Source organism: Phyllobacterium sp. 1468 (genome assembly GCF_031455525.1).
Classification (GTDB): Bacteria; Pseudomonadota; Alphaproteobacteria; order Rhizobiales; family Rhizobiaceae; genus Phyllobacterium.
Window position 1 is genome coordinate 538,492 of sequence record NZ_JAVDSX010000001.1, and the last position, 22,980, is coordinate 561,471.

Annotated in this window: 25 protein-coding genes; 12 read left to right on the forward strand and 13 right to left on the reverse strand. The window is 55.2% G+C overall.

Translation table 11 applies throughout. The features are described 5' to 3' along the window. Positions 1–8: 8 nt before the first annotated feature. The 4 genes from J2X72_RS02675 to mnmE form a co-directional block, all read right to left on the reverse strand. Positions 9–803 (reverse strand): ParA family protein, encoded by a 795-nt coding sequence (locus tag J2X72_RS02675; protein ID WP_209998862.1) that lies wholly within the window; start codon positions 801–803, stop codon positions 9–11. 53 nt (positions 804–856) lie between these two features. Continuing rightward, positions 857–1,441 (reverse strand): 16S rRNA (guanine(527)-N(7))-methyltransferase RsmG, encoded by a 585-nt coding sequence (gene rsmG, locus J2X72_RS02680; protein ID WP_310068155.1) that lies wholly within the window; start codon positions 1,439–1,441, stop codon positions 857–859. 56 nt (positions 1,442–1,497) lie between these two features. Then, on the reverse strand, positions 1,498–3,363 hold the full coding sequence (gene mnmG / locus J2X72_RS02685; protein WP_405044630.1) for a tRNA uridine-5-carboxymethylaminomethyl(34) synthesis enzyme MnmG: 1,866 nt from the start codon (positions 3,361–3,363) through the stop codon (positions 1,498–1,500). Between the two features lie 174 nt (positions 3,364–3,537). Beyond that, positions 3,538–4,872 (reverse strand): tRNA uridine-5-carboxymethylaminomethyl(34) synthesis GTPase MnmE, encoded by a 1,335-nt coding sequence (gene mnmE, locus J2X72_RS02690; protein ID WP_310068162.1) that lies wholly within the window; start codon positions 4,870–4,872, stop codon positions 3,538–3,540. Positions 4,873–4,945: 73 nt separating this feature from the next. On the opposite strand from mnmE, the gene J2X72_RS02695 reads away from it, so the two are divergent. Continuing rightward, complete coding sequence (locus J2X72_RS02695) at positions 4,946–6,952, forward strand: thioredoxin domain-containing protein (RefSeq protein WP_310068165.1); 2,007 nt, start codon at positions 4,946–4,948, stop codon at positions 6,950–6,952. 2 nt (positions 6,953–6,954) lie between these two features. Here J2X72_RS02695 and rho read toward each other — a convergent pair whose 3' ends face one another. From rho to hemE, 3 genes are all read right to left on the reverse strand, one after another. Further along, positions 6,955–8,220 (reverse strand): transcription termination factor Rho, encoded by a 1,266-nt coding sequence (gene rho / locus J2X72_RS02700; protein ID WP_106714794.1) that lies wholly within the window; start codon positions 8,218–8,220, stop codon positions 6,955–6,957. 197 nt (positions 8,221–8,417) lie between these two features. Further along, positions 8,418–8,957, reverse strand: coding sequence for a protoporphyrinogen oxidase HemJ (gene hemJ / locus J2X72_RS02705; protein ID WP_310068168.1), 540 nt, complete (start codon positions 8,955–8,957; stop codon positions 8,418–8,420). Positions 8,958–8,977: 20 nt separating this feature from the next. Next, on the reverse strand, positions 8,978–10,009 hold the full coding sequence (gene hemE, locus J2X72_RS02710) for a uroporphyrinogen decarboxylase (RefSeq protein ID WP_310069264.1): 1,032 nt from the start codon (positions 10,007–10,009) through the stop codon (positions 8,978–8,980). A gap of 365 nt (positions 10,010–10,374) precedes the next feature. On the opposite strand from hemE, the gene J2X72_RS02715 reads away from it, so the two are divergent. From J2X72_RS02715 to dnaQ, 5 genes are all read left to right on the forward strand, one after another. After that, complete coding sequence (locus tag J2X72_RS02715) at positions 10,375–11,244, forward strand: pyruvate, water dikinase regulatory protein (RefSeq protein WP_405044631.1); 870 nt, start codon at positions 10,375–10,377, stop codon at positions 11,242–11,244. A gap of 29 nt (positions 11,245–11,273) precedes the next feature. Then, a complete protein-coding gene (locus tag J2X72_RS02720; protein ID WP_310068173.1) occupies positions 11,274–11,867 on the forward strand; it encodes a Maf-like protein in 594 nt (197 codons plus the stop codon). After that, the gene (locus J2X72_RS02725; RefSeq protein WP_209998848.1) at positions 11,860–12,714 is read left to right on the forward strand and encodes a shikimate dehydrogenase; all 855 of its coding nucleotides are present in this window, start codon (positions 11,860–11,862) and stop codon (positions 12,712–12,714) included. Before J2X72_RS02720 ends, J2X72_RS02725 begins: the two co-directional genes overlap by 8 nt. Further along, a complete protein-coding gene (gene coaE / locus J2X72_RS02730; protein ID WP_310068175.1) occupies positions 12,711–13,292 on the forward strand; it encodes a dephospho-CoA kinase in 582 nt (193 codons plus the stop codon). Before J2X72_RS02725 ends, coaE begins: the two co-directional genes overlap by 4 nt. 69 nt (positions 13,293–13,361) lie before the next feature. Further along, the gene (gene dnaQ, locus J2X72_RS02735) at positions 13,362–14,072 is read left to right on the forward strand and encodes a DNA polymerase III subunit epsilon (RefSeq protein WP_310068177.1); all 711 of its coding nucleotides are present in this window, start codon (positions 13,362–13,364) and stop codon (positions 14,070–14,072) included. A gap of 51 nt (positions 14,073–14,123) precedes the next feature. Here dnaQ and secB read toward each other — a convergent pair whose 3' ends face one another. Next, positions 14,124–14,630, reverse strand: coding sequence for a protein-export chaperone SecB (gene secB, locus J2X72_RS02740; protein WP_209998845.1), 507 nt, complete (start codon positions 14,628–14,630; stop codon positions 14,124–14,126). Positions 14,631–14,757: 127 nt separating this feature from the next. Beyond that, the gene (locus J2X72_RS02745) at positions 14,758–15,240 is read right to left on the reverse strand and encodes an FxsA family protein (RefSeq protein ID WP_310068180.1); all 483 of its coding nucleotides are present in this window, start codon (positions 15,238–15,240) and stop codon (positions 14,758–14,760) included. A gap of 178 nt (positions 15,241–15,418) precedes the next feature. Between J2X72_RS02745 and J2X72_RS02750 the strand changes: the two genes are divergently transcribed. Genes J2X72_RS02750 through J2X72_RS02765 form a run of 4 tightly spaced genes read left to right on the forward strand, consistent with a single transcriptional unit; the run spans position 15,419 to position 18,136 of the window. Beyond that, on the forward strand, positions 15,419–16,114 hold the full coding sequence (locus J2X72_RS02750; protein WP_310069266.1) for a Tim44/TimA family putative adaptor protein: 696 nt from the start codon (positions 15,419–15,421) through the stop codon (positions 16,112–16,114). Between the two features lie 2 nt (positions 16,115–16,116). Beyond that, positions 16,117–17,220 carry a murein transglycosylase A gene (locus tag J2X72_RS02755; protein ID WP_310068183.1) on the forward strand — a complete coding sequence of 368 codons (1,104 nt, stop codon included), beginning with the start codon at positions 16,117–16,119 and terminating at the stop codon, positions 17,218–17,220. Next, a complete protein-coding gene (locus J2X72_RS02760; protein ID WP_310068187.1) occupies positions 17,217–17,768 on the forward strand; it encodes a Smr/MutS family protein in 552 nt (183 codons plus the stop codon). Before J2X72_RS02755 ends, J2X72_RS02760 begins: the two co-directional genes overlap by 4 nt. Further along, positions 17,765–18,136 carry a helix-turn-helix domain-containing protein gene (locus J2X72_RS02765; RefSeq protein ID WP_209998841.1) on the forward strand — a complete coding sequence of 124 codons (372 nt, stop codon included), beginning with the start codon at positions 17,765–17,767 and terminating at the stop codon, positions 18,134–18,136. Before J2X72_RS02760 ends, J2X72_RS02765 begins: the two co-directional genes overlap by 4 nt. Here the strand turns inward: J2X72_RS02765 and J2X72_RS02770 are convergent. From J2X72_RS02770 to hslV, 4 genes are all read right to left on the reverse strand, one after another. Next, positions 18,133–19,101: a DUF1402 family protein gene (locus J2X72_RS02770; protein ID WP_209999936.1), complete on the reverse strand. Its 969-nt coding sequence runs from the start codon at positions 19,099–19,101 to the stop codon at positions 18,133–18,135. The genes J2X72_RS02765 and J2X72_RS02770 overlap by 4 nt on opposite strands. 164 nt (positions 19,102–19,265) lie before the next feature. Beyond that, the gene (gene hslU / locus J2X72_RS02775) at positions 19,266–20,573 is read right to left on the reverse strand and encodes an ATP-dependent protease ATPase subunit HslU (protein WP_209998840.1); all 1,308 of its coding nucleotides are present in this window, start codon (positions 20,571–20,573) and stop codon (positions 19,266–19,268) included. After that, a complete protein-coding gene (locus J2X72_RS02780) occupies positions 20,570–21,127 on the reverse strand; it encodes a GNAT family N-acetyltransferase (RefSeq protein WP_310068192.1) in 558 nt (185 codons plus the stop codon). The genes hslU and J2X72_RS02780 overlap by 4 nt, the downstream gene beginning before the upstream one ends. Further along, positions 21,117–21,671, reverse strand: coding sequence for an ATP-dependent protease subunit HslV (hslV, locus tag J2X72_RS02785; protein WP_209998837.1), 555 nt, complete (start codon positions 21,669–21,671; stop codon positions 21,117–21,119). The genes J2X72_RS02780 and hslV overlap by 11 nt, the downstream gene beginning before the upstream one ends. A 214-nt stretch (positions 21,672–21,885) precedes the next feature. On the opposite strand from hslV, the gene hisB reads away from it, so the two are divergent. Next, positions 21,886–22,494: an imidazoleglycerol-phosphate dehydratase HisB gene (hisB, locus tag J2X72_RS02790; protein ID WP_310068196.1), complete on the forward strand. Its 609-nt coding sequence runs from the start codon at positions 21,886–21,888 to the stop codon at positions 22,492–22,494. A 3-nt stretch (positions 22,495–22,497) separates the two neighbouring features. Beyond that, the gene (locus J2X72_RS02795) at positions 22,498–22,980 is read left to right on the forward strand and encodes a DUF2628 domain-containing protein (protein WP_310068199.1); all 483 of its coding nucleotides are present in this window, start codon (positions 22,498–22,500) and stop codon (positions 22,978–22,980) included.

Below are 22,980 nucleotides of genomic sequence, written 5' to 3' on the forward strand. Positions count from 1 at the left end.
ATCGATGCTTAGGCCGCACGCAAATGCCGCTCTCTCTGAATGACTTCGGATGCGAGCTGCAGATAAGCCTGGCTGCCCGCACATTTCAGATCATATAAAATCGCCGGGATTCCGTATGACGGCGCCTCTGAAACCCGAACATTGCGCGGTATAACCGTCCGGTAAACTTTGTCGCCCATGAACGAGCGAACATCATCCACAACCTGTGTCGCGAGATTATTGCGCCCGTCGAACATCGTAAGCACGATTCCCTGGATCGTCAGGTTGGGATTGAGTGAGGTTCTGACCTGATTCACCGTCTCCAAAAGCTGGCTTAATCCTTCCAGCGCGAAGAACTCGCACTGTAGTGGAACCAGAACTGAATCGGCCGCAGCCATCGCATTCATTGTCAACAGATTGAGCGAGGGGGGGCAATCGATCAAGATGTAGGTAAAGGGGGACGCCTTTGCGCCGCCACGAAACGCTCTGCGTAACCGGGTAGCGCGGTCGGACGCGTTTGCAATCTCCATTTCGACCCCAAGAAGGTCCAACGTCGATGGTATCAACGACAAATTCGGCACGGCCGTAGGCACAGCTGCTTCCTCGACGGAGGCCGCCTGCATCACGACATCGTAGGACGATATCGTTCGATTCTTTCGATCAACACCAAGACCGGTACTCGCATTGCCTTGGGGATCAAGATCCACAATCAACACTGTCTCGCCGATAGCCGCCAGTGCCGTTGCCAGATTAATCGCGGTGGTAGTCTTCCCCACTCCACCCTTTTGGTTGGCTATGGTAATGATGCGAGTCTGGCTGTTCATCGCTTGGCTTCCTGAGCAAATCGTTGATCGGGGCCGATCAAGCGAATGCAAATCTATGCGTTTGTGTCGTTCCGCCTCAAATTGCTGACTTGTAGAACTACAGAATCTTTGTCGACGGCACTCTCACGTTCTACCAGATCAAACGACCATGCGTCACGGCTTTCCTCGATTTCCCTCCGGTAATCCCGTCCTTTTTGAAAAAGTGCCACTGCACCTCGGGTCAACCAAGGCTCCGCAAGCGTAAATAAGCCGCTTAGCGAGGCGAGAGCGCGGGCAGTAATGATATCCGGGGTAGCAATTTTAGCCCAGGCAGCATCGATTCGCATGGCATGGACGGTTCCGGAGGTGGAGAACTGACCAATCGCCGTGCGCAAAAAAGCCGCTTTCTTACCATTGCTTTCGACCAGATCGATACTGCTGCCCGGTCTTTGCCTCATAAGTATTGACAGCACAATACCGGGAAACCCACCGCCGGAGCCAAGATCCAACCACCTCAAGGCATTCGGCGCCATGTCGAAAAGTTGAGCACTATCAACAATATGCCGTTCCCAAAGTTGATCGAGCGTAGAGGGCGACGCCAGATTGATCGCCGTTGACCACTTGCGGAAAAGCTCTTCAAAGCCGTACAGATTTTCCATTGTTTCACGTGAAACAGTGGATACCACTTCTCTTAGGCGTTTTTCCCGACCAGAATTCACGCCACATCACGCCTGGCGGTCCGGCGTATCTGGGCAACGATGAGCGCCACGGCTGCCGGCGTCATTCCATCAATCCGTTGCACTTCCGCAACCGATCGTGGCTGCCGCTGCTTTAACTTCTGCTTGAGCTCGTTTGACAAGCCAGCTGTTGTGGAGAAATCAATCGACTGGGGAATCAGCAAGGATTCTTCGCGCTCCATGGCGGCGACATCTGCTTTTTGGCGGTCAAGATATACCGCATACTGCGCCTCAATCTCCAGCGCATCAGCGATACGACCATCGATCTCACCAAGTTCCGGCCAAATTTGCTTGAGACGTACGAAGTTTATATCGGGGAACGCCAACAGGTCATAGGCCGAGCGCCGGATACCATCCTGGTTCAAATGGAGATCGGCTCGCGCTGCCGCATTGGGAGTGATCGTCAAGCCTTTCGCGAGTTCGCGCGCTGCATCGAGATCACGCGTGCGGCCAGCAAAGCGTTCCTTGCGCGCTCGACCGAGAATGCCGAGCCGTTCAGCCATCGGAGTTAGACGTTCATCGGCGTTGTCTGCCCGAAGCGACAGCCGGAATTCCGCCCTGGATGTAAACATGCGGTATGGCTCGCTTACGCCGCGAGATGTGAGATCATCCACCATAACGCCTATATAAGCCTCCGTGCGCTGAATAATGACAGGAACGGAGCCGGCGGCGAGACGTGCAGCGTTGAGGCCAGCAAGCAGACCTTGTGCCGCGGCCTCCTCATAACCGGTGGTTCCATTGATCTGGCCGGCCATGAAAAGGCCGGAAACGCGGCGCGTTTGCAGACTGCGATCAAGTTCGCGAGGATCGATAAAATCGTATTCGATCGCATAGCCCGGCTGCAACATAACGGCCTGCTCCAGACCCGGTATAGTTTTCAACAGTTCAAGCTGGACATCCTCCGGCAGCGATGTCGATATGCCGTTTGGATAGACCGTGTCGTCGTCTAGTCCTTCCGGCTCAAGGAATATCTGGTGCCCATCCCGATCGCCGAACTTTACGATTTTATCTTCGACGGATGGACAGTAACGCGGCCCGATACCCTCAATGGAGCCAGAATACATGGCCGATCGATGCAAGTTTGCCCGGATAATCGCATGTGTTTCCGGCGTGGTTCGCGTGATGCCGCAATCAATTTGCGGATTCTGAATTGAATCTGTCATCAGCGAAAATGGCAATGGATCCGCATCGGCGGACTGAACTTCGAGGTTCTGCCAATTGATTGAACGCCCGTCAAGCCGCGGCGGCGTTCCAGTCTTCAAGCGTCCGAGGGCAAACGCGTGCTTTGCCAAAGTGTCTGAGAGCCCAAGGGCAGGGGCTTCACCGATACGTCCGGCAGGGATCTGCTTTTCCCCAATATGAATGAGGCCTCGTAGAAATGTTCCAGTCGTTAGAACCGCTGACGCGCAGGATAGTACGCGTCCATCCATCAACTGGACTCCAGTGACCCTGCCATTTTCAACGGCGAGGTCGCTGGCACCGCCCTCGACCACCGTTAAATGTTCCTGCTCGGCAATTGCCCGCTGCATGGCAACCCGATAGAGCTTGCGATCCGCTTGGGTGCGTGGCCCACGAACGGCGGGGCCCTTTCGTCGATTGAGTAGCCGAAATTGAATACCCGCAGCGTCTGCCACACGGCCCATCAGACCATCGAGGGCGTCTATTTCGCGTACAAGGTGACCCTTGCCCAGTCCGCCGATAGCCGGGTTGCACGACATCACCCCTATCGTGTCCGCACGATGTGTTATTAGCGCCGTCTTCGCACCAAAGCGCGCTGAGGCAGCCGCCGCTTCACAGCCTGCGTGACCGCCACCAATAATGATGACATCAAAAACGTCTTTCACGAGCCACAACTTTCAGAGATTCGAATCTTTGCCTTGATGGGCAAAACCGAGCCGAGAGTCAAGTGTGGGGCCATAGAGCATGTTTCACGTGAAACAATCGGCACGACGATGGCATCCTCAAGCCGCACGTCGTCGTTCGCGCCAGCCGCTTCGATCCCCAGTGTTTCACGTGAATCATTTGCCGATGCAAAATTGCGAGAAGACAACATCCAAAATATCTTCGACATCGACATCCCCAGTAATACGCCCCAACGAATGCGAGGCGCGACGCAGGTACTCAGCCCGAACCTCCAGTGGTGCCGTCTCTTCACGAAGCGCAGCGTTGATCTCCCTGCCAGTTTCGGCCAGAAGTTCCATGTGCCGGCGGCGCGTGGGCAACGGGTCCGAGAGATCGCCCGCTGCTACCGTTGCTCGTTTGGCGAGCGTTTCCACCAAATCATCCAGACCTTCCCCGGTTCGAGTGGAGATGACCAGATCATATTTGGAATTCGCCGAAGGCGGCGCAAGATCACATTTCGTGCCGAGACGGAGGGTGAGGCTGTCTGCAACATCCTCCAGCGCGGGCGCCACAGGGTTCGATAGATCGGTTAAGGTGAGTACCAAATCCGCCGCAGACGCCAGTTCTTTCGCGCGGCTGATTCCTATTCTTTCGACCTTGCCCTCAGTCTCGCGCAAGCCGGCCGTATCGGTGACCAGCACAGGAAGTCCGTTCAAGTCGAGCTTTATCTCGATCAGGTCGCGGGTTGTACCAGGCTCGTCGGATACGATAGCAACGTCGCGACCCGCCAGCGCATTCAAAAGGCTGGATTTGCCCGCATTCGGCGCCCCGACGATAACCACGCGAAAACCGTCGCGGACCATCGCTCCGCGCTTTCCGTCTGCAACATGCTTTCCAATGCGGTCGGCCAAATTGCCCATCGATCTCCAAACCTGATCGGAGACCGATCCTGGAACATCCGATTCATCAGCGAAATCGAGTTCGGCTTCTATCAAAGCGCGCGCACGTATCAGTTCGGTGCGCCAAGACGCATAGAGTGTGGCTTGGGTTCCCGAGGAAATCTGTAGCGCAAGCTTGCGTTGCCCGTCGGTTTCCGCCGCAATTAGGTCGGCGAGGCCCTCAGCCACTGTTAAATCAAATTTTCCGTTGGCAAAAGCTCGGCGGGTAAATTCTCCCGCTTCCGCCATTCGGCAGCCCTCGAATTTGTATAAGGCCGTAATCATCCCGTCCACAACGGCCTTGCCCCCGTGAAGATGGAGCTCTGCGCAATCTTCGCCGGTGAAGCTGGCCGGTGCTGGAAAGAAGAGGACGAGCCCACGATCGATAAGAGCGTTGTCTGAATCTTTTAGAGGGCGCAGCACAGCAATTCTTGGTTCGGGAAGGCCGCCAGAGATTGTTTCGATAACGAATCGAGTCTTGGCCCCAGAAATTCGCATAACGGCTACACCAGAGGGAAGCCTGCCGCTGGAAAGAGCGAAAATAGTGTCACTCAAAACATCGATCTGTTTCATTTCATTTAATCCGCGCCTACACTGGACCTTGATAGACTGTCGTGTTTCGATCGAAAAGGGTCTGGCAGTTCCGATGTTCGAGAAAGTCAATCTGCTTGCACGCGAGTCGAGCCCTTATCTGCGCCAGCATGCGACAAATCCTGTTCACTGGCGGCCTTGGGGCAAGCTCGCATTAGACGAGGCTCGAGAAGCCCGCAAGCCCATCCTGCTATCCGTTGGTTACGCCGCCTGCCATTGGTGCCATGTCATGGCCCATGAGTGTTTCGAAGACGATGAAGTCGCAGCGCTGATGAATGACCTCTACATCAATGTGAAAGTGGATCGCGAAGAACGGCCCGACATCGATCAAATATATATGGCTTCTCTCGGTGCTATGGGCCAACAGGGCGGCTGGCCATTGACGATGTTCCTCACACCGGAGGCCGAACCCTTCTGGGGCGGTACTTATTTTCCAAAACACTCCAAGTATGGCAGGCCGGGCTTCCTTGATGTACTCCGTTCGATCAGCGCAGCGTGGCATGAGGATCGGACGCGCGTCGAACAAAATGTTCGTCTGGTTCTCAAGCATGTAAGCGCGCGGCTCGATGCACAGGCGGGGTCCACCGCAATCCACAAGGATCTGTTCGATCGCTTCGCCGCTGATGTCTACAGCATGATGGATCTCTCAAAAGGAGGCCTCTCGGGTGCCCCCAAGTTTCCAAATGCTCCCTTCATGGATACTTTGTGGCTGTCCTGGCTTCGAAATGGTCAGACGGCTCATCGGGATGCATTTCTAACCAGCCTGAAAACAATGCTTCAGGGCGGGATTTACGATCATCTGGGCGGCGGATTATCCCGCTATTCGGTCGACGACAATTGGTTGGTTCCGCACTTCGAAAAGATGCTCTACGACAATGCGCAGCTCATCCGCCACGCTACATACGCATATGCGGAAAGCCAAGATGAATTGTTCCGTAGGCGAATCGAAGAGACGGTGGGGTGGTTGCAGCGAGAAATGCTTATCGACGGACGTTTTGCGTCCAGTCTCGACGCTGATAGCGAAGGCGAGGAGGGCCGCTTCTATGTTTGGGAGGCTGCCCAAATCCCCGATGACCCAGAATTCGAGACTCTTCGCCAAATTTATGATGTGAACGAGAACGGGAACTGGGAAGGGAAAACGATCCTAAATCGTCTCCACGCCCTCGACAGTCTCGATGCCGATGTGGAAAAACAACTGGCCGACGCGAGGCAAAGCCTCTTCTCCATGCGCGAGACCCGCGTTCGCCCCGGACGGGATGACAAAGCACTCACCGATTGGAACGGCCTGATGATCCGCGCACTCGCGGAGGCGGCACGCGCATTCGATCGGCCGGATTGGTTGCAATTAGGCGAGATAGCTTATCGTTCCATATCCGAATCGACTGTGGACGGGCGGCTTCCGCATTCGGTACTCGGTAAGTCGCGGCTGTTTCCAGGGCTATCATCAGACTATGCCGCGATGATCAACGCCGCTCTGTCGCTCTATCAGGCGACGCAGGACAAGCTGTATATAAGGGATGCGCAGCATTGGCTGACAATGCTGGAAAAATGGCACAAGACCCAAGACGGCAATTATGCCCTCAGCGCTTCCGACAGTGCGGATGTCATCATTCGGGTGCGCGGCGATCAGGACGAGGCGATACCTAGCGCGACCAGCCAAATTCTCGAAGCCATGATGCGCCTCGCGACCATAACCGGAGATGAAGAGCTTCGGCAGAATGCGGAAAATGTTGCTGAGAATGCGCTGGGCAGGGTGCTTCAGCAGCGTTATGGACAGGCGGGAGTTTTCAACAGCGCCAGCCTCCTGCTTGAGCCGTTGAAACTGGTTATTGTTGCGCCGGAGTTAGACCATCAGCTTATGAAACTGGCGGCTCGCAGGCCGGACCCGCGCCGTACCGATATATGGATTGAGTTTCGCAAAGGGGGAAAGATGGAACTCGTTCCGGGCGCCGGCGAGGTCACAATAAACAAACCCGCAGCCTATTTGTGCCGCGGGTTCGTCTGTCTTGCACCAGTGGAGACAATCGAGGAGCTTCAGGCGCTGCTTCGGCCAAATCCCTAGAATTACGTATTCATCGAATCGAAGAATTCACCGTTGGTCTTGGTCTGCTTGAGCTTGTCGATAAGAAACTCGATGGCGTCAGTCGTGCCCATGGGAGCGAGAATACGGCGCAGAACGAAAATCTTCTGCAGATCCTGGCGCGGCACGAGCAGGTCCTCCTTGCGCGTACCGGATTTCAGAATATCCATGGACGGGAAGATGCGTTTATCGGCGACCTTACGGTCGAGCACGATTTCGGAATTGCCAGTACCCTTGAACTCTTCGAAGATAACTTCATCCATACGACTGCCTGTATCGATCAGCGCTGTTGCAATAATCGTCAGGGAACCGCCTTCTTCGATATTACGCGCAGCACCGAAGAAACGCTTCGGCCGCTGCAAGGCATTGGCATCGACACCACCCGTCAATACCTTACCGGATGACGGCACCACGGTGTTATAGGCGCGGCCAAGCCGGGTAATGGAATCGAGCAGAATAACAACATCGCGGCCATGTTCGACAAGACGCTTTGCCTTCTCGATGACCATCTCCGCAACCTGTACGTGGCGTGACGCGGGCTCATCAAAAGTAGATGACACGACTTCACCCTTCACCGAGCGCTGCATGTCAGTCACTTCTTCCGGACGTTCGTCGATCAGAAGAACGATAAGATAGCATTCCGGATGATTGGCGGTGATAGAATGCGCGATATTCTGCAAAAGGACGGTTTTACCCGTGCGGGGCGGGGCAACAATCAATCCGCGCTGGCCTTTGCCAAGTGGCGCGACCAGATCGATGACGCGAGCGGAAAGATCTTTGGTGGTAGGATTCTCCAGCTCCATCTTGAAGCGTTCATTTGGATAGAGCGGCGTCAGATTATCAAAATGGATCTTGTGCCGGATTTTTTCAGGATCTTCGAAGTTGATGGTATTGACCTTAAGAAGGGCGAAATAGCGCTCACCTTCCTTAGGTCCGCGGATAGGGCCTTCCACCGTATCGCCCGTCTTCAGCGAAAAACGCCGGATCTGCGATGGTGAAATGTAGATGTCGTCGGGGCCCGGCAGATAATTGGCGTTGGCGGAGCGCATGAAGCCGAAGCCGTCCTGCAAAATCTCGACCACGCCTTCGCCGATGATTTCTACCTCCTGCGAGGCTAATTTTTTCAAGATCGCAAACATCAATTCCTGTTTGCGCATGACGCTGGCGTTTTCAACCTCGAGCGATTCGGCAAACGCGAGAAGGTCGACCGCGGTCTTGTTCTTAAGTTCTTGTAGTTTCATTTCCTGCATGTGTGCGGAACTCTTAATTCTATTGGTGTGAAATGAGAAAGGGAAATGACGATGCCTGAATACAGTGCCACTAAAAATGGCCGAAGATTGCTGTGGCGGTATTTCCGGAGAGGAGGCCCTTGTCTAGCCAATCATGGCCATAAGGGCAAGAGATTTCATCGGTGGTATTGATCACTGACTGAAATTTTTATTATCGATCAAAATGGCTTTATGATGACCATAATCACAATTATGACCATCAGCATCGTCGGTACCTCATTCATCATGCGCCAGAAGCGGACGGTCTTGACGTTCCGGTCCTCTCCAAACAGCTTTACGGCCTTGGAAAAATACCCATGCACGCCCGAAAGAAGGAGGACACCAAGAAACTTGACGTGGAACCAGCCATCCATATACGCAGCCGATTGCCAGGCAAGCCATAACCCCGCGAGCCAGGTTACACCCATGGCGGGATTGATGATCGCCTTCAACAGACGGTTTTCCATCACCTTGAAGGTTTCGGATTGAACTGAACCCGGCTCGGCTGCACAGTGGTAAACAAACAATCGTGGCAAATAGAGCATGCCAGCCATCCACGAGATAACGGCTATGACATGGATCGCTTTAACCCATGGATAGGCGCCGCCGGGATATAGGAAAACCAGCGTGACGACACAAAGCGCCACAGCTGCAGCGATCAACCGCGGCAGAACCGGAATTTTCTTCGATCCCGGATTGATCAGTTTGATATCGCTCATGCTGTTGCTACCCTTGAGAATCAAGTTCGGATCGTGGCCTGGCGTACGCGGTTTACCATCTGCTCGACGTGGGACACCGGCGCATCCGGTGTAATGCCATGACCCAAATTGAAGATCAGTGGACCCTGACCCAACGCATCCAGAATAGCGTCAACGCCTTCGTCCAGAGCCCGACCACCGGCAACGACCCGCAGGGGATCGAGATTGCCCTGAACTGCCCCACCACCCTGCAATGACGAGGCCATCGAAAGCGGCACCGACCAATCCAGTCCGAGTGCGGTGACACCGGTACGTTCCCGATAGTTCACATAAAGCGCCCCCGCACCTTTGGGGAAACCGATCACCGGGACATCTGGATGACCTTCACGAACCTTTTTAACGATGGCCGCAACTGGCGCCACACAAAACCGCTCGAAACAGGCTTCATCGAGGACACCAGACCAGGAATCGAAAATCTGCACCGCGTCAGCACCCGCATCTATCTGACGGATAAGATATTCAGCCGATACATCAGCCAGTTCGTCCAATAGCTTTTGAAATGCTTCCGGATTGCGATAGGCAAACAGCCGGGCAGGAGCCTGATCGGGTGTGCCATGTCCGGCAATCATATACGTCGCCACCGTCCAGGGCGCGCCACAGAAGCCAAGCAGGGTTGTTTCCTTAGGAAGCTGCTGCCGTACCAGCCGCACGGTTTCGTAGACAGGCTCCAGGCGATCGGCAGCACCTTTCGATTCCAGCCAGAATATCCCGTCCTTGTCGATCGGTGTCATCAGGGGGCCGCGTCCTTCCTCGAAGCGAAGATCGCGGCCGAGCGCGTGCGGCACAACCAGAATATCGGAAAACAGGATCGCCGCATCGAAACCAAAACGGCGAATAGGCTGCATGGTTACTTCGACGGCCAGATCTGGCGAATAGCACAGGTCGAGAAAGCTGCCTGCGTTCTTTCGCACTTCTCGATACTCGGGAAGATAGCGCCCCGCTTGGCGCATCATCCAGATGGGTGGAGGAAAGACAGTCTCGCCTCCAAGGACTTTCATCACTTTGCGAACCATCATTGGTCACTCCGGCTTATCTTACAAAAAAGAAATTTAGATCTTATTTGGATTTTCTGATTCTTAGAGTCTGTTTGTAATGGGAATTACCACATTGCCAGAATTTTCCCACAACGAACAATTGCGGGTCGAATCCAGAATAACTGCAGCAAGGATTCTGAGGGTAGCGGTGAAAATACAAATAATTAAATTATATCAATTAGTTAAGTGAATAGCAATTGTGGATAATCCTGTGAAAAGCCCTAGGAAAACAGACGAAAAGTCGCAATAGTCCACAGAATTGCAAAACGGTCCGGAGAAGTTCCCACAGCTAGGTTCGCTGTGGATGACTTGCCAATGATTCACATGGCTGCCATCAGTTGTGGATGCGCTGGCACTTTGTCCCCAGTCATCAACAGGACGTGGAATTTTCTGTGACGAAACCGATAAACTATTTTCATCTTCACATGATCTCCGATGCGACGGGAGAGACTCTCATCGCAGCCGGTCGTGCCGCCGCGGCACAATATGCCCATGCGCGGGCGATTGAGCATGTCTATCCACTGATAAGGACCGAAAAGCAGATCAAAAGAGTGCTGGAAGGCATAGATGCCGAGCCGGGTATCGTCCTTTACACGATCGTAGATCAGCGGCTTGCCGCCATGATAGACGACACTTGCGCGGCAATCGGTGTCCCTTGTGTGTCCGTACTTGAACCGGTCCTCACTCTGTTCCAATCTTATCTTGGCGCTCCGGCAGGACGGCGCGTCGGCGCCCAGCACGTGCTCAATGCAGAATACTTCCAGCGGATTGACGCGCTCAATTTTACAATGGAGCACGACGATGGCCAGCTCCCGCCGGATATAGAGGAAGCGGATGTCATCCTGATCGGCATTTCGCGCACGTCGAAAACGCCAACCAGCATCTACCTCGCCAATCGTGGTATCAAGACTGTCAATGTTCCTATCGTTATCGGGGTGCCCATCCCGGACGTTCTGGTGAAATGCGAACGACCCTTGATTGTCGGATTGGTCGCTTCGGCGGAACGTATTTCCCAGGTACGTCAGCACCGCGTGCTCGGCGCAGCACTCAGCTTCGACGCCGATCATTATCTCGATCGCGCCAATATCATAGAAGAGCTGACCTATGCACGGCAGATTTGCCATCGGCACAACTGGCCGATGATCGATGTTTCTCGCCGTTCGATAGAAGAAACCGCGGCGGCGGTTCTTGCCCTGCGTTCGCAAGGGCGGTAACGCATCGCTGGTCAAGGGAGAACCAAAACATGGATATCATTCTCGCCTCCAAAAGCCCGTTCCGTGCCACATTGTTGAAAAACGCTGGCATTGCTTTCACCGTTCAGTCGGCTGACATCGACGAGCGTGCGGTGGAGGCGCCCCTATATGATACCGGCGCAACACCAGAAGATGTCGCGCAGATTCTGGCGGAGGCAAAAGCTCTCGATGTCAGTGAGCGCAACCCTTCTGCACTCGTCATCGGTTCCGATCAGACCCTTTCCCTGGGCGATGAGATACTCCACAAGGCCGAAGACATGGAAGCGGCTCGCCGGCAACTGCTGAAACTGTCTGGAAAAATGCATCATCTCAACAGCGCAGTTGTTCTCGCCAAGGATGGCCAGACTTTGTGGCGGCACGCTTCGGTCGCACGCATGACTTTGCGCGACCTCGATCCGGGTTTCATTGGCAGATACCTGTCGCGTGTCGGAACCATCGCTTTGCAAAGTGTTGGCGTTTACCAATTCGAGGGCGAAGGCATTCAGCTGTTCGAAAAGGTCGATGGTGACTATTTCACCATAGTGGGACTGCCGCTCTTACCATTGCTTGCCGAGTTACGCCGTGAGGGCGCGATAGATGGCTGATCACCCAAAGGCGTTTGTTACGGGATTCCCTATTCGTCACTCGCGTTCGCCGTTGATCCACGGCTATTGGCTGAAGAAGTATGGCCTGGAAGGGTCATATCAGGCCATCGAGATTGCGCCGGAAGGCTTTACTGATTTTGTCCGAAGCCTGCAGAACAATGGCTACACCGGCGGCAACGTCACAATACCGCACAAGGAGATGGCATTCGCCTTGTGCAAAAAGCGCGACAGTGCCGCTGAAGATATAGGCGCTGTCAACACGCTATGGTTTGAGGATGGGGAGTTGTGGGGTGGCAATACCGATGCCTACGGTTTCCTTGCCAATCTGGATGCCCTCGGCCCGGGCTGGGACAAAGGCAATAAAGCGCTGGTCCTCGGCGCGGGCGGTGCCAGTCGTGCAGTGGTTTATGCGCTGAAGCAGCGAGGATTTAATGAGATCCGCATAGTCAATCGCACGGTGGACCGAGCGCAGGCACTTGTGGATCGCTTTGGTCACGGCATCAGCGCGCACGGATGGCGGGCGATTCCCGAGTTGCTGCAAGACGCCACATTCATTGTCAACACGACGTCACTGGGCATGGAAGGCGAGGATGATCTGACCTTTGATCTGTCGTCCGTAAATGCAAATGCCTTGTTGACCGACATTGTCTATGTTCCGCTGGAAACACCGCTGCTGAAGGCCGCGCGAGCGCTTGGGCTGAGAACGGTGGACGGTCTTGGCATGCTGTTGCACCAGGCTGTTCCCGGTTTCAAACATTGGTTTGGCGCTACACCGCAAGTCACACCGGAACTGCGTGCACTCATTCTCGCCGATATGGACAGATCAACCCATGGGCAATCCAAATGATCGTGCTTGGCCTGACGGGTTCCATCGGCATGGGCAAGTCAACATCTGCTCAGATGTTCATTGACGAAGGCATACCGGTTTATTCGGCAGATGAGACTGTGCATCGGCTTTATTCTGGTGCGGCTGCTCCATTGATCGAAGCGGCGTTCCCTGGAACGACCGTAGACGGCAAGGTGGATCGCACGAAACTTTCCGCTGCGGTCATGGGAAATCCCGTGGCGTTGAAAAAGCTCGAGGCCATTATCCATCCGCTTGTTCGGGCCGAGGAAAACAGATTTCGAGATGGCGCCCGGGCCAGCGGTGCGAAACTGGTTGTCGTAGATATTCCCTTGCTCTTTGAAACGGGGGCTGAAGACCGGGTCGACAAGATACTCGTCGTTACCGCGCCTGAGGAGGTGCAGCGAAAGCGCGTTCTCGAACGTCCCGGCATGACATCAGACAAGCTGGACGCCATTCTGGCACGCCAGACTCCGGACGCGGAAAAGCGCGCCCGCGCCGACTTCATCATCGACACACGCCACAATTTTGACGTCACCCGCGATGAAATTCGCAGAATTATCAGTGTGCTCACAGTATAGAGGGGAAACATCCAGTCCCCACTTGCCCGCATTGGCCAATTCGTGGAACTTGGGCAAAAGGGTGATTCCATGCGCGAAATCATATTCGACACAGAAACGACGGGTCTGGACCGACTGGACGACCGGGTCATAGAGATCGGTGGCGTTGAGCTTATAAACCGGTTCCCGACCGGACGGACATTCCATGTCTACATCAATCCTGAAGGCAAGGTCATCCATCCTGATGCGCTGGCCGTGCACGGTATCAGCAATGACAAGCTGGCCGATAAGCCGCTTTTCGCCGGGATACTCCATGACTTCCTCGATTTTATAGATGGGGCGAAATTGATTGCCCACAATGCGACCTTCGATATGGGCTTCATCAACGCGGAGCTCAACCGGCTCGGTCATCCGCCAATCCACAATGACCGTGTCGTGGATACACTGGCGCTGGCGCGGCGAAAACATCCAATGGGGCCGAATTCGCTCGATGCGCTTTGCAGGCGTTATGGTATCGACAACAGCCACCGCACGATGCACGGCGCTCTGCTGGATTCGCAGCTTCTGGCCGAGGTCTATATTGAGCTGATCGGAGGCAAGCAGGCTGCACTTGGCCTCACGGTTGCAGAACAGGCAAACAATCAGCAGCCCGGGGATATTTCGGGCACAATTATCATTTCCCGCCGGCCAGTACCTCTTCAACCTCGTTTAACGGAAGCTGAGAAAATGGCCCATGCACACCTGGTCGAAAAGATTGGTGACAAGGCCATCTGGAACGAACGCATAGCTTCAGCTGCTTGAATTGAATAACCCGGGCGAGACCCGGGTTATTCAACTCTAAAATATTCTGGCTCAGCTGACTTGCGCCTTGGCCTGTTCTTCGGCCATGCGCTGCTGGAACATTTGCGCGAAATCGATCGGGTCGATCATCAGTGGGGGGAAACCCCCATTGCGTGTGGCTTCTGCAATGATCTGGCGGGCGAACGGGAACAGCAGGCGCGGGCATTCGATGAACAGCAGCGGCAAGAGGTGTTCCTGCGGGAAACCGACAAGCCTGAAAACACCGCCATAGACGAGTTCGGCATTGAAAAGGACATCTTTGCCTTCGCTCGCCTTGGCTGACAGCGTGAGAACGACATCGAAATCGTTTTCGGCGATCGGATTGGCATTGACGTTGACGTTGATGCTGATACCGGGGGCATTCTCGCGCGGACGCAGCGACAAAGGCGCGCCGGGGCTTTCAAAAGAAAGGTCCTTAACATATTGCGCCAGAATATTCAGCGTTTGCTGCTGCGCGGAACCGTTGCCATTTGTCGCTTCATTGCCGTTCTCGGCCTTTTCATCAGGCTTTTGAGCCATTGTCGGGAAACCTTCTTCTGTTACGTCCGCTTTGCACGGTCATCGAATGAATGCAGGGTCGCTAGCATGTGCGCCTCAACGAGGCAAGGCTCTCGCACTAGTCTCATAGTTCAATGGCATGCCGAACCTATGGTTTCGGGTTCCAGGGCGAGTCCGGATCAGGCTTGCTGGAGTAGTCTTCAGGATCGAGCTCGATGACCCGGTCCTTGATGCGCGATGTGTCGGGACCGCCCCGGCGGCGTCGGCCAGAATCGACGACGATCACACGATCACTGATGCAACGCCAGCCAAAGTCACGAACTGCAGGAATGAAAAGCAGCAGGCCTATGATGTCGGTGATGAATCCGGGTATGATCAGCAGGAACGCCGCGAAGACCAGCATGACACCATGGACCAGTTCGCGTCTCGGTGTACGGCCGGCGGTTGTTTCTTCGCGAATTTTCTGGATAAGGCCGAGGCCCTGAAAGCGTAACAGGAAAACGCCGACGAAAATCGACAGAATTATCAAACCGAGCGTCGCTAGAATACCGATCTTGCTGCCGACGATGATGAAACCGGCGATTTCAAGAAACGGCAAAGCCAGAACGAAAAGAGGCACAAGAGATCGCAAACTAATTTACCTTTCAAAGGACATATCCGGATATTATCCATAGCCGGTGTCAATTTCATGCCTATATAGGATAGCGTGAAGAGTATTTGTATGATTGCAGTTGGCAATCTATATGTTTTTGGTATTTCGACGGAAGATTGAAAGCCGTAAACGAACATTAGGATGAATGGCAGGCGACATGGAATATCTGGACTTCGGAACGATTTTCTTTTTCGTGGCAGCGGTGGTGATCTTCCTGCAGCTGCGCAAGGTCCTTGGTCGCCGCACAGGCAGTGAACGCCCGCCGTTCAATCCTTATACACGTACCGCCGACGCCGATGACAAGGCCAAATCTGGCGACAATGTTGTTTCGTTGCCTCGACGCGGCGAAGTGAAGGAAAGCAGCTTCGAAAAGATCGATGCCATTTCCAAACCGGGTACGCCATTGAATGATGGCTTGCGCGCTATCCAGGAGGCGGATCCGGCATTCGAGCCTGGGAAGTTCCTCGAAGGTTCGAAAATGGCCTATGAGATGATCGTTATGTCATTTGCCGATGGTGACCGCAAAACGCTGAAGACGCTTCTGTCGCGCGAAGTCTTCGACGGTTTTGTTTCTGCCATTACCGATCGCGAAGCGCGCGGCGAGAAAGTGCAGTCGTCATTCGTCGGGATCAACAAGGCTGAAATCATCGGCGCCGAAATGAAGGGCACCGAGTCCCATGTTACGGTGCGTATCACCAGTGAACTCATTTCGGCAACGCTCGACAAGGATGGTGCAGTTATCGATGGCGACAAGGACGCAGTTGCAGAGGTCAAGGATGTCTGGACCTTTGCGCGCGATACGCGGTCGAAAGATCCGAACTGGAAGCTGGTCGCGACTGAAGCCGAAGACTAAAGATGCTGTCACCCCTCTTCAAACCGGTGGATTTCGCTGACTGCCCCGGTTGGCGGGATGACCAGCACCTGGAAGCGTTTCGCGCGTTCGCTCGCTCGGCAGAGTGGGTGAAGGAAAAGCCTTACAAATCCGGATCGCTAGGGATCAGTTTCGAGGCTCTTGCGCCAATCTTTGCTGATTCACGTGAAACAATCGTCGAATCGGACGGCGCCGCAAGGACCTTCTTCGAGAAATGGTTCCGCCCCGCGCTTATAGACAATGCCGAAGCAGTTGGTGGTTTCGTGACTGGCTTCTACGAACCGGAAGTGGTTGCCTCCCCGGTCCCCACTGCGAGGTATGCAGTTCCATTTCTGCGCCGTCCGGCGGATTTGATCGATATCGATGGCAACAACCGGCCTGAGGGCCTTGATCCCTATTTTGCCTTTGCGCGACAGACTCCGGCGGGCGTCGTCGAATATTTCGACCGGCCAGCCATCGAAAGCGGCGCGCTTGAAGGCCATGGACTGGAGATCGCTTATGTCGAAAGCCAGATCGATGCTTTCTTCATCCACGTGCAGGGCGCTGCGCGGCTAAAGATGACCGACGGAGGTTTGCGCCGCATCACCTATGCGGCCAAGACCGGACATCGGTTCACCGGCATTGGCAAGATCCTGCTCGAAAGCGGTGAAGTTGCGCCGGACAAAATGTCCATGCAATCCATCCGCGACTGGCTTGCCGATCATCCGGACAGCGCGCAGGCGTTGATGTGGAACAACCGCTCTTACATCTTCTTTCGCGAAGCCGACGTCGACGATCCAGCGATGGGGCCGATCGCTGCCGCGAAAGTCCCCTTGACGGCCGGCCGGTCGGTTGCTGTGGACCGACTCCTGCATACATTTGGCACGCCGTTCTATATTCATGCACCGTATTTGAAGGCTTTTGGCGGGGAGCGCTTCGCGAGACTGATGATCGCGCAAGACACAGGCTCCGCCATCGTCGGAGCAGCGCGTGGCGATCTCTTTGCCGGTTCTGGCGATGCAGCGGGCGAGATTGCTGGGGGTATCCGCCATGAAGCGAATTTCTATGCGCTGGTTCCCCGCGTACTTCTGGCAGCCGCAGACCGATGAAGAAGGCAGTAACGGATGAATTCGCCACCTTGGAGGACCGGATCCTTTGGGAAACAGTGGCCAAGACTGCCCGCCCGCTCAAAGGCAAGGAGAAGCCCACTTTCCTGATCGATGAAAAGAAAAAGCAGGTTTCGATGCATCCGTCTGCATCCGAAAATCCGAAGCCGCTCGCCGCAGCGGCGGGCGCGAAGCCGGCGCCGGCACATCGCCTGCATCCAATCGATCGGCCAACACACAAGAAGATCGCCAAGGGACGGGTTGTCATCGAAGCGAGGATTGATCTGCACGGCCTGACCCAAAGCCAGGCCTATGGCCTGCTTCTCGGGTTCCTGCAACGCGCCCATCTGCGCAAGCTCAGGCACGTTCTTGTCATCACCGGAAAGGGCTCGTCCCTGGGCAGCGATGGCGTGCTGCGTCAGGCGGTTCCCATGTGGTTTACGACGCCGTCGTTTCGCATCCTGGTCAATGGCTATGAAGATGCTGCTCGCAATCACGGCGGCACAGGTGCGATCTATGTTCGTATGCGCCGTCCGCAGGAGGCACCGTGACGCCTTTTGGTGCAAAATTGCGCGATCTGCGCGCGGAACGCGGCATCTCGCAAAAGGATATGGCCAAGTCGATCGGAGTATCGGCCGCCTACCTGTCAGCTCTCGAACACGGCAGGCGCGGTCAGCCAACCTGGGACAAGCTGCAGCGCATCATCCAGTATTTCAATATTATCTGGGACGAGGCCGAGGAATTGCAGCGGCTGGCGATGATCTCGGACCCGCGCATCGTCATAGACACCGGGGGGCTTTCACCAGCCGCAACGGAACTTGCCAACGTGCTTGCCACGAAGATCGGTGACATCGACGAAAAAACGGCCTGTCACTTGATTCGCGCCCTCGAAGCAGTGCCGGAAAAGCGAAAACGCTAGAACAGGGAGCGCAACTGGTCGATCTTGTCGTTGACCAGCCAGCCATAGTAATTCTCTTCTGGCAGTTGCGGCTGTTCGCCATTGGCGACACGAGCCAAGTTGGAGTCAGCCAGCGCCCGTGCTCGGCTGTCGGCGCCTCCCGTATTATAAAGCGTTGCGGTAATACCCGGATTTTTGGAGATGTCGAAGTCGGCAACGCGGCGGTAGACATCGATCGAGTGTTTCAACGTTGCCGCCATGTAGGGTAGGGTCAGATCCGGATCCATGATGGTCTTGTAAACATCAGCAGCGTGGTCGGCATCGAGCCTAGGCAGGCCTGAATAGCGGCTGACCATGTCGGTCATCTGAAGCGCAATCAATGGGCTCAGTTGCCCCAAGCCAAAACTTTGCCCCGCGTAGAACGGCTGGAAGAATACGGCACTGAAGCGATTGTTGGGGAAACGCTTACCACCAACAGATTTGCCGCGGAAATCCGCGTCCCAGACATTTTCGCGACAGGTCCAAAGGCGCAAACTGTCCTTGAATTGTAGACAAGAAGAAAATTGCGGACGTTTGACGAAGTCGCCGATTGTTTCTCCCTGATAGTCGAAACTGAGGCCTTGTTGTACGTAGGAAATGGCTTTGACGTAGTAAGTCTGGAGCCGGTCATAGGCATCAACATTATAGGTATGCTCGCCGACAAGCGCGCCGACGATATGGACCGGATCAATACCATAAGTCCGCGCAACGCTGGCGATCTTCGATCGCAGTTTGGAGTCGGTTCTCAGCAGGTTATAGATCTTCTGATATTTCGCCTCATAAGTGGTGTTCAACTCGCGCGTCCGCTTGGCGGATGCCGCCGGAACACCTGGCTGGGTCGCGTTGCGGTTGCCTTCAGGAACAACAGTCACAGCCTCGGCCGGTTGCAAAGTGACGAGCAACAGCGAAAGACAGCTTGTCGCAAAAAGGATCAGGTGGCGGTTCATCATCGGTCCAGAAATTGATTGGACGCTCCGAATAGCGCCTTGCACCCTCGAAAGCCAGAAAAACCTGACTAAAACACCGTTCTGAAACAAAGATGCCCCCGCGCAGCACGAGGGGGCACCAAAGGATAGGGGAGATTATTCAAACACAAGGCCCCAGATAAGCGCTACAGTATGAACCGGGAAAGATCCGCATTCTTGGCAAGGTCTCCGACAGTCTCCCGTACATATTTGGCATCTATCGTGTGTTCGGCGCCCGATTTGTCAGGTGCGTTGAACGAAATGTCATCGAGTACGCGCTCCATGACCGTTTGCAGACGGCGTGCACCTATGTTCTCGACGGTCGAGTTCAGATCGACTGCGATATCGGCCAAGGCATCGATGGCGTCGTCGGTTATGTTGAGCGTGACCTCTTCAGTCGCCATCAATGCGATATATTGCTTCAGCAGACTGGCTTCCGGCTCGGTCAGAATGCGGCGCATGTCATCGCGGGTCAGAGCGCTAAGCTCCACCCGTATGGGCAGACGGCCCTGCAGTTCCGGCAGAAGGTCAGAGGGCTTCGAAACATGGAACGCACCGGATGCGATAAACAGGATATGGTCTGTTTTGATCGGACCGTACTTGGTGGCGACGGTGGTCCCTTCCACCAATGGCAGCAGGTCCCGCTGCACGCCTTCGCGTGAAACACCGGCGCCCATGCCCCCATCACGAGCGGCAATCTTATCGATCTCGTCGAGGAATACGATGCCGTCATCCTCGGCAGAGCGCAGGGCTTCCTGGGTGATCTGGTCCTGATCGAGGAGCTTGTCGGATTCGTCATTGATCAGGACACCGTAGGATTCCTTGACCGTCGTCTTCACCGTCTTGGTGCGGCCGCCCATGGCCTTGCCCAGCATGTCGCTGAGATTGAGCACGCCGATGTTTGCGCCGGGCATGCCCGGCAGTTCGAAATTCGGCATGCCTGAACCGGTGTCCGCAACCTCGACCTCGATCTCCTTATCGTCGATCAGACCGTCACGCAGCTTCTTGCGAAAGCTGTCGCGTGTTGCCGGGCTTGCGGTCTTGCCGACCAATGCATCGAGAACGCGTTCTTCCGCGTTTACATGCGCTTTGGCCTTCACCTCCTCGCGCTTCCTTTCGCGCACGAGACCGATGGCGACTTCGACGAGATCGCGAATGATTTGTTCGACATCGCGGCCGACATAGCCGACTTCGGTAAATTTGGTTGCTTCCACTTTGATGAAGGGTGCACCGGCAAGCTTGGCGAGGCGACGGGATATTTCCGTCTTGCCGACACCGGTAGGTCCGATCATCAGAATATTCTTCGGCATTACCTCTTCGCGCATCTGGCCTTCCAGCTGCTGACGCCGCCAGCGGTTACGCAGCGCGATAGCGACGGCACGTTTGGCGTCGTTCTGGCCAATGATGTAGCGGTCGAGTTCGGAGACGATCTCGCGAGGGGAAAATGTTGTCATTGTAATCTCGTTTCCTGCCCGTCGTCGGGCGATTGTTCAGACACAAGGTCAGGGTTGTCCCGTGCCATCATGAGGGCGGGACCGTAAATGGATGTCCGGGTATCGAAAGCGACGAAACCTGCTTTTTCGTATGCCCTGATCGCCTGGCTGTTCGCTGGATCAGGATCGACGATAACGCGAGGCACGCCTTCTTCGAAGAGCAGCGACACGAACTCATCAAGCAGACGCGGACCGTGGCCTTGACCGATCAGATCGGGTTCGCCGATAAACTGGTCGAGTCCGAGTGTCCCGGTCGGCTGATCCTGATAAGGGTGATCGTCCTCCAGGTGTGGATCGTAGGTCTGCAGATAGCCAATCGCTTCATCGCCGAGCATGATAATGAACGGCTCCACGGAGACGCTGTCCATGTGTTCCGCGATTGACGCCCTCTCTACCTCGGCATCTTCATTCCACCATTTCGCCACATGCGGCTCCGCCAGCCACTCCGAAATCATGTTCAAATGGCGGGGCTCCACCGGGATGAAGCGGTAGCGATAGATGGGCTCATTCGGCATCAAGAGTCTCGAGTGTGACGCTCGTATTCGTATAGATGCAAATGTCCGCAGCGATCTGCATGGCGCGGCGGGCGATCTCTTCGGCGCTCAAATCCGTATCGGCAAGGGCGCGTGCGGCCGCCAATGCATAATTGCCGCCGGAGCCGATGGCCATGACACCGTGTTCGGGTTCAAGCACGTCGCCAGTGCCGGTCAGGGCAAGCGTGACCGACTTGTCGGCGACAAGCATCATGGCTTCCAGCCGGCGCAGATAGCGATCGGTGCGCCAGTCCTTGGCGAGTTCGACGCAGGCGCGCATCAACTGGTCGGGATATTGTTCGAGTTTGCTTTCCAGCCGCTCAAGCAAGGTGAATGCATCGGCGGTGGCCCCTGCAAATCCGGCAATGACATTGCCTTTGCCGATACGGCGTACTTTGCGCGCATTGCCTTTCATGACCGTGTTGCCAAGACTAACTTGTCCGTCGCCGGCAATAACTACTTTGCCACCCTTGCGGACAGTGACAATCGTGGTTCCATACATGGTTGAGGGATTGTGTTCTTGCATTCGATTCTCCTTCAAGCGAATTCGATTATGCCCCAAATGGCAGCAGATCGAACCCCTTCTGTTCCACTTATGTATGACGCGCACGCAGAATTGCAAATGCTGCGTGGATGACGACCCTGGTCTGCGCCATCAAAGCATTTGGAGATTCGCCATTCGTGTTTTAGAAGGCCTCATTTGGAATGCCTTTTTTACAACCCTGTGGCGGGAAACAGTAATGACAAGCGTCAACACACGCACCGCGAAGATCGAGCGAAGCACCAAGGAAACCAGCATTGCCGTATCGGTCAATCTGGATGGTACCGGGGCGTTCGATATTTCTACCGGCGTCGGCTTCTTTGACCATATGCTGGAGCAGCTCTCCCGTCACTCGCTGATCGACATGGACGTCAAGGCGAAGGGCGACCTGCATATTGATGATCACCACACCGTTGAAGATACCGGCATCGCCATCGGCCAGGCCGTTGCCAAGGCGCTGGGTGATCGCCGGGGCATCACCCGCTACGCCTCGCTGGATCTCGCCATGGATGAAACGCTGACGCGGGCTGCCCTCGATATTTCGGGCCGCCCATTTCTCGTATGGCAAGTGGAGTTTTCCGCGGCAAAAATTGGCACCTTCGATACGGAACTCGTCCGCGAGTTCTTCCAGGCGCTGGCGCAGAATGCCGGAATAACATTGCACGTATCAAACCTATACGGCGCCAACAATCACCATATCGCCGAGACCTGCTTCAAGGCGGTCGCGCGCACGCTACGGCACGCCATAGAAGCCGATCCCCGGCAGAGGGATGCCATTCCATCCACCAAGGGTACTCTGAAAGGCTGAGACATGGCCAGTTTCATTGTGTTGGCACCTGAGCTGGACGGCCAGCGCGACGACGACAAAACCGTCTTCGTCAGGGACGGCTTCGTCTTGTTTGCCTTTATCCTGACTGTTCCCTGGCTTTTGATCCAGCGGCTATGGTTTGAAGCGGCAGTCATTTTCGGATCGATGGTCGTGATTTCTGGAGTGGGCACCTATACCGGCCACGGGGACATGGCCGGATTTATTACAGTGCTGCTTTCACTGCTCGTCGGCTTTGAAGGCAATAATTGGCGCATTGCGGCTCTTGAACGTCGCGGCTTTCGCGTGCTCGGTGTTGTCGATGCGCGCAACGCAGACGATGCTGAAACGGCCTGGTTCCTTGGCGAAAACTTCGTTTCATCACCTGAAGTGTCTGTCAGCGCCGCCCCGATACCTTCGCTGCAAATCAGTCACAAGCCGGTGCTCGGCGGCATGGTCGGTCTCGTCAGCCACCGCGGAGAAAACTGA

What these genes read in the sequence shown, in the direction of transcription:
- J2X72_RS02715 (WP_405044631.1), top strand. Translation starts at nt 10,375, where the DNA reads ATGCGCTGGCACTTTGTCCCCAGTCATCAACAGGACGTGGAATTTTCT.
- J2X72_RS02760 (WP_310068187.1), top strand. Translation starts at nt 17,217, where the DNA reads ATGAAGAAGGCAGTAACGGATGAATTCGCCACCTTGGAGGACCGGATC.
- hslU (WP_209998840.1), bottom strand. Translation starts at nt 20,573, where the DNA reads ATGACAACATTTTCCCCTCGCGAGATCGTCTCCGAACTCGACCGCTAC.
- J2X72_RS02770 (WP_209999936.1), bottom strand. Translation starts at nt 19,101, where the DNA reads ATGAACCGCCACCTGATCCTTTTTGCGACAAGCTGTCTTTCGCTGTTG.
- coaE (WP_310068175.1), top strand. Translation starts at nt 12,711, where the DNA reads ATGATCGTGCTTGGCCTGACGGGTTCCATCGGCATGGGCAAGTCAACA.
- secB (WP_209998845.1), bottom strand. Translation starts at nt 14,630, where the DNA reads ATGGCTCAAAAGCCTGATGAAAAGGCCGAGAACGGCAATGAAGCGACA.
- J2X72_RS02695 (WP_310068165.1), top strand. Translation starts at nt 4,946, where the DNA reads ATGTTCGAGAAAGTCAATCTGCTTGCACGCGAGTCGAGCCCTTATCTG.
- J2X72_RS02795 (WP_310068199.1), top strand. Translation starts at nt 22,498, where the DNA reads ATGGCCAGTTTCATTGTGTTGGCACCTGAGCTGGACGGCCAGCGCGAC.
- mnmE (WP_310068162.1), bottom strand. Translation starts at nt 4,872, where the DNA reads ATGAAACAGATCGATGTTTTGAGTGACACTATTTTCGCTCTTTCCAGC.
- hemJ (WP_310068168.1), bottom strand. Translation starts at nt 8,957, where the DNA reads ATGAGCGATATCAAACTGATCAATCCGGGATCGAAGAAAATTCCGGTT.
- J2X72_RS02755 (WP_310068183.1), top strand. Translation starts at nt 16,117, where the DNA reads ATGCTGTCACCCCTCTTCAAACCGGTGGATTTCGCTGACTGCCCCGGT.
- J2X72_RS02675 (WP_209998862.1), bottom strand. Translation starts at nt 803, where the DNA reads ATGAACAGCCAGACTCGCATCATTACCATAGCCAACCAAAAGGGTGGA.
- J2X72_RS02780 (WP_310068192.1), bottom strand. Translation starts at nt 21,127, where the DNA reads ATGCCGAATGAGCCCATCTATCGCTACCGCTTCATCCCGGTGGAGCCC.
- rsmG (WP_310068155.1), bottom strand. Translation starts at nt 1,441, where the DNA reads ATGGAAAATCTGTACGGCTTTGAAGAGCTTTTCCGCAAGTGGTCAACG.
- J2X72_RS02750 (WP_310069266.1), top strand. Translation starts at nt 15,419, where the DNA reads ATGGAATATCTGGACTTCGGAACGATTTTCTTTTTCGTGGCAGCGGTG.
- hemE (WP_310069264.1), bottom strand. Translation starts at nt 10,009, where the DNA reads ATGGTTCGCAAAGTGATGAAAGTCCTTGGAGGCGAGACTGTCTTTCCT.
- hslV (WP_209998837.1), bottom strand. Translation starts at nt 21,671, where the DNA reads ATGCAAGAACACAATCCCTCAACCATGTATGGAACCACGATTGTCACT.
- hisB (WP_310068196.1), top strand. Translation starts at nt 21,886, where the DNA reads ATGACAAGCGTCAACACACGCACCGCGAAGATCGAGCGAAGCACCAAG.
- J2X72_RS02725 (WP_209998848.1), top strand. Translation starts at nt 11,860, where the DNA reads ATGGCTGATCACCCAAAGGCGTTTGTTACGGGATTCCCTATTCGTCAC.
- dnaQ (WP_310068177.1), top strand. Translation starts at nt 13,362, where the DNA reads ATGCGCGAAATCATATTCGACACAGAAACGACGGGTCTGGACCGACTG.
- J2X72_RS02720 (WP_310068173.1), top strand. Translation starts at nt 11,274, where the DNA reads ATGGATATCATTCTCGCCTCCAAAAGCCCGTTCCGTGCCACATTGTTG.
- rho (WP_106714794.1), bottom strand. Translation starts at nt 8,220, where the DNA reads ATGCAGGAAATGAAACTACAAGAACTTAAGAACAAGACCGCGGTCGAC.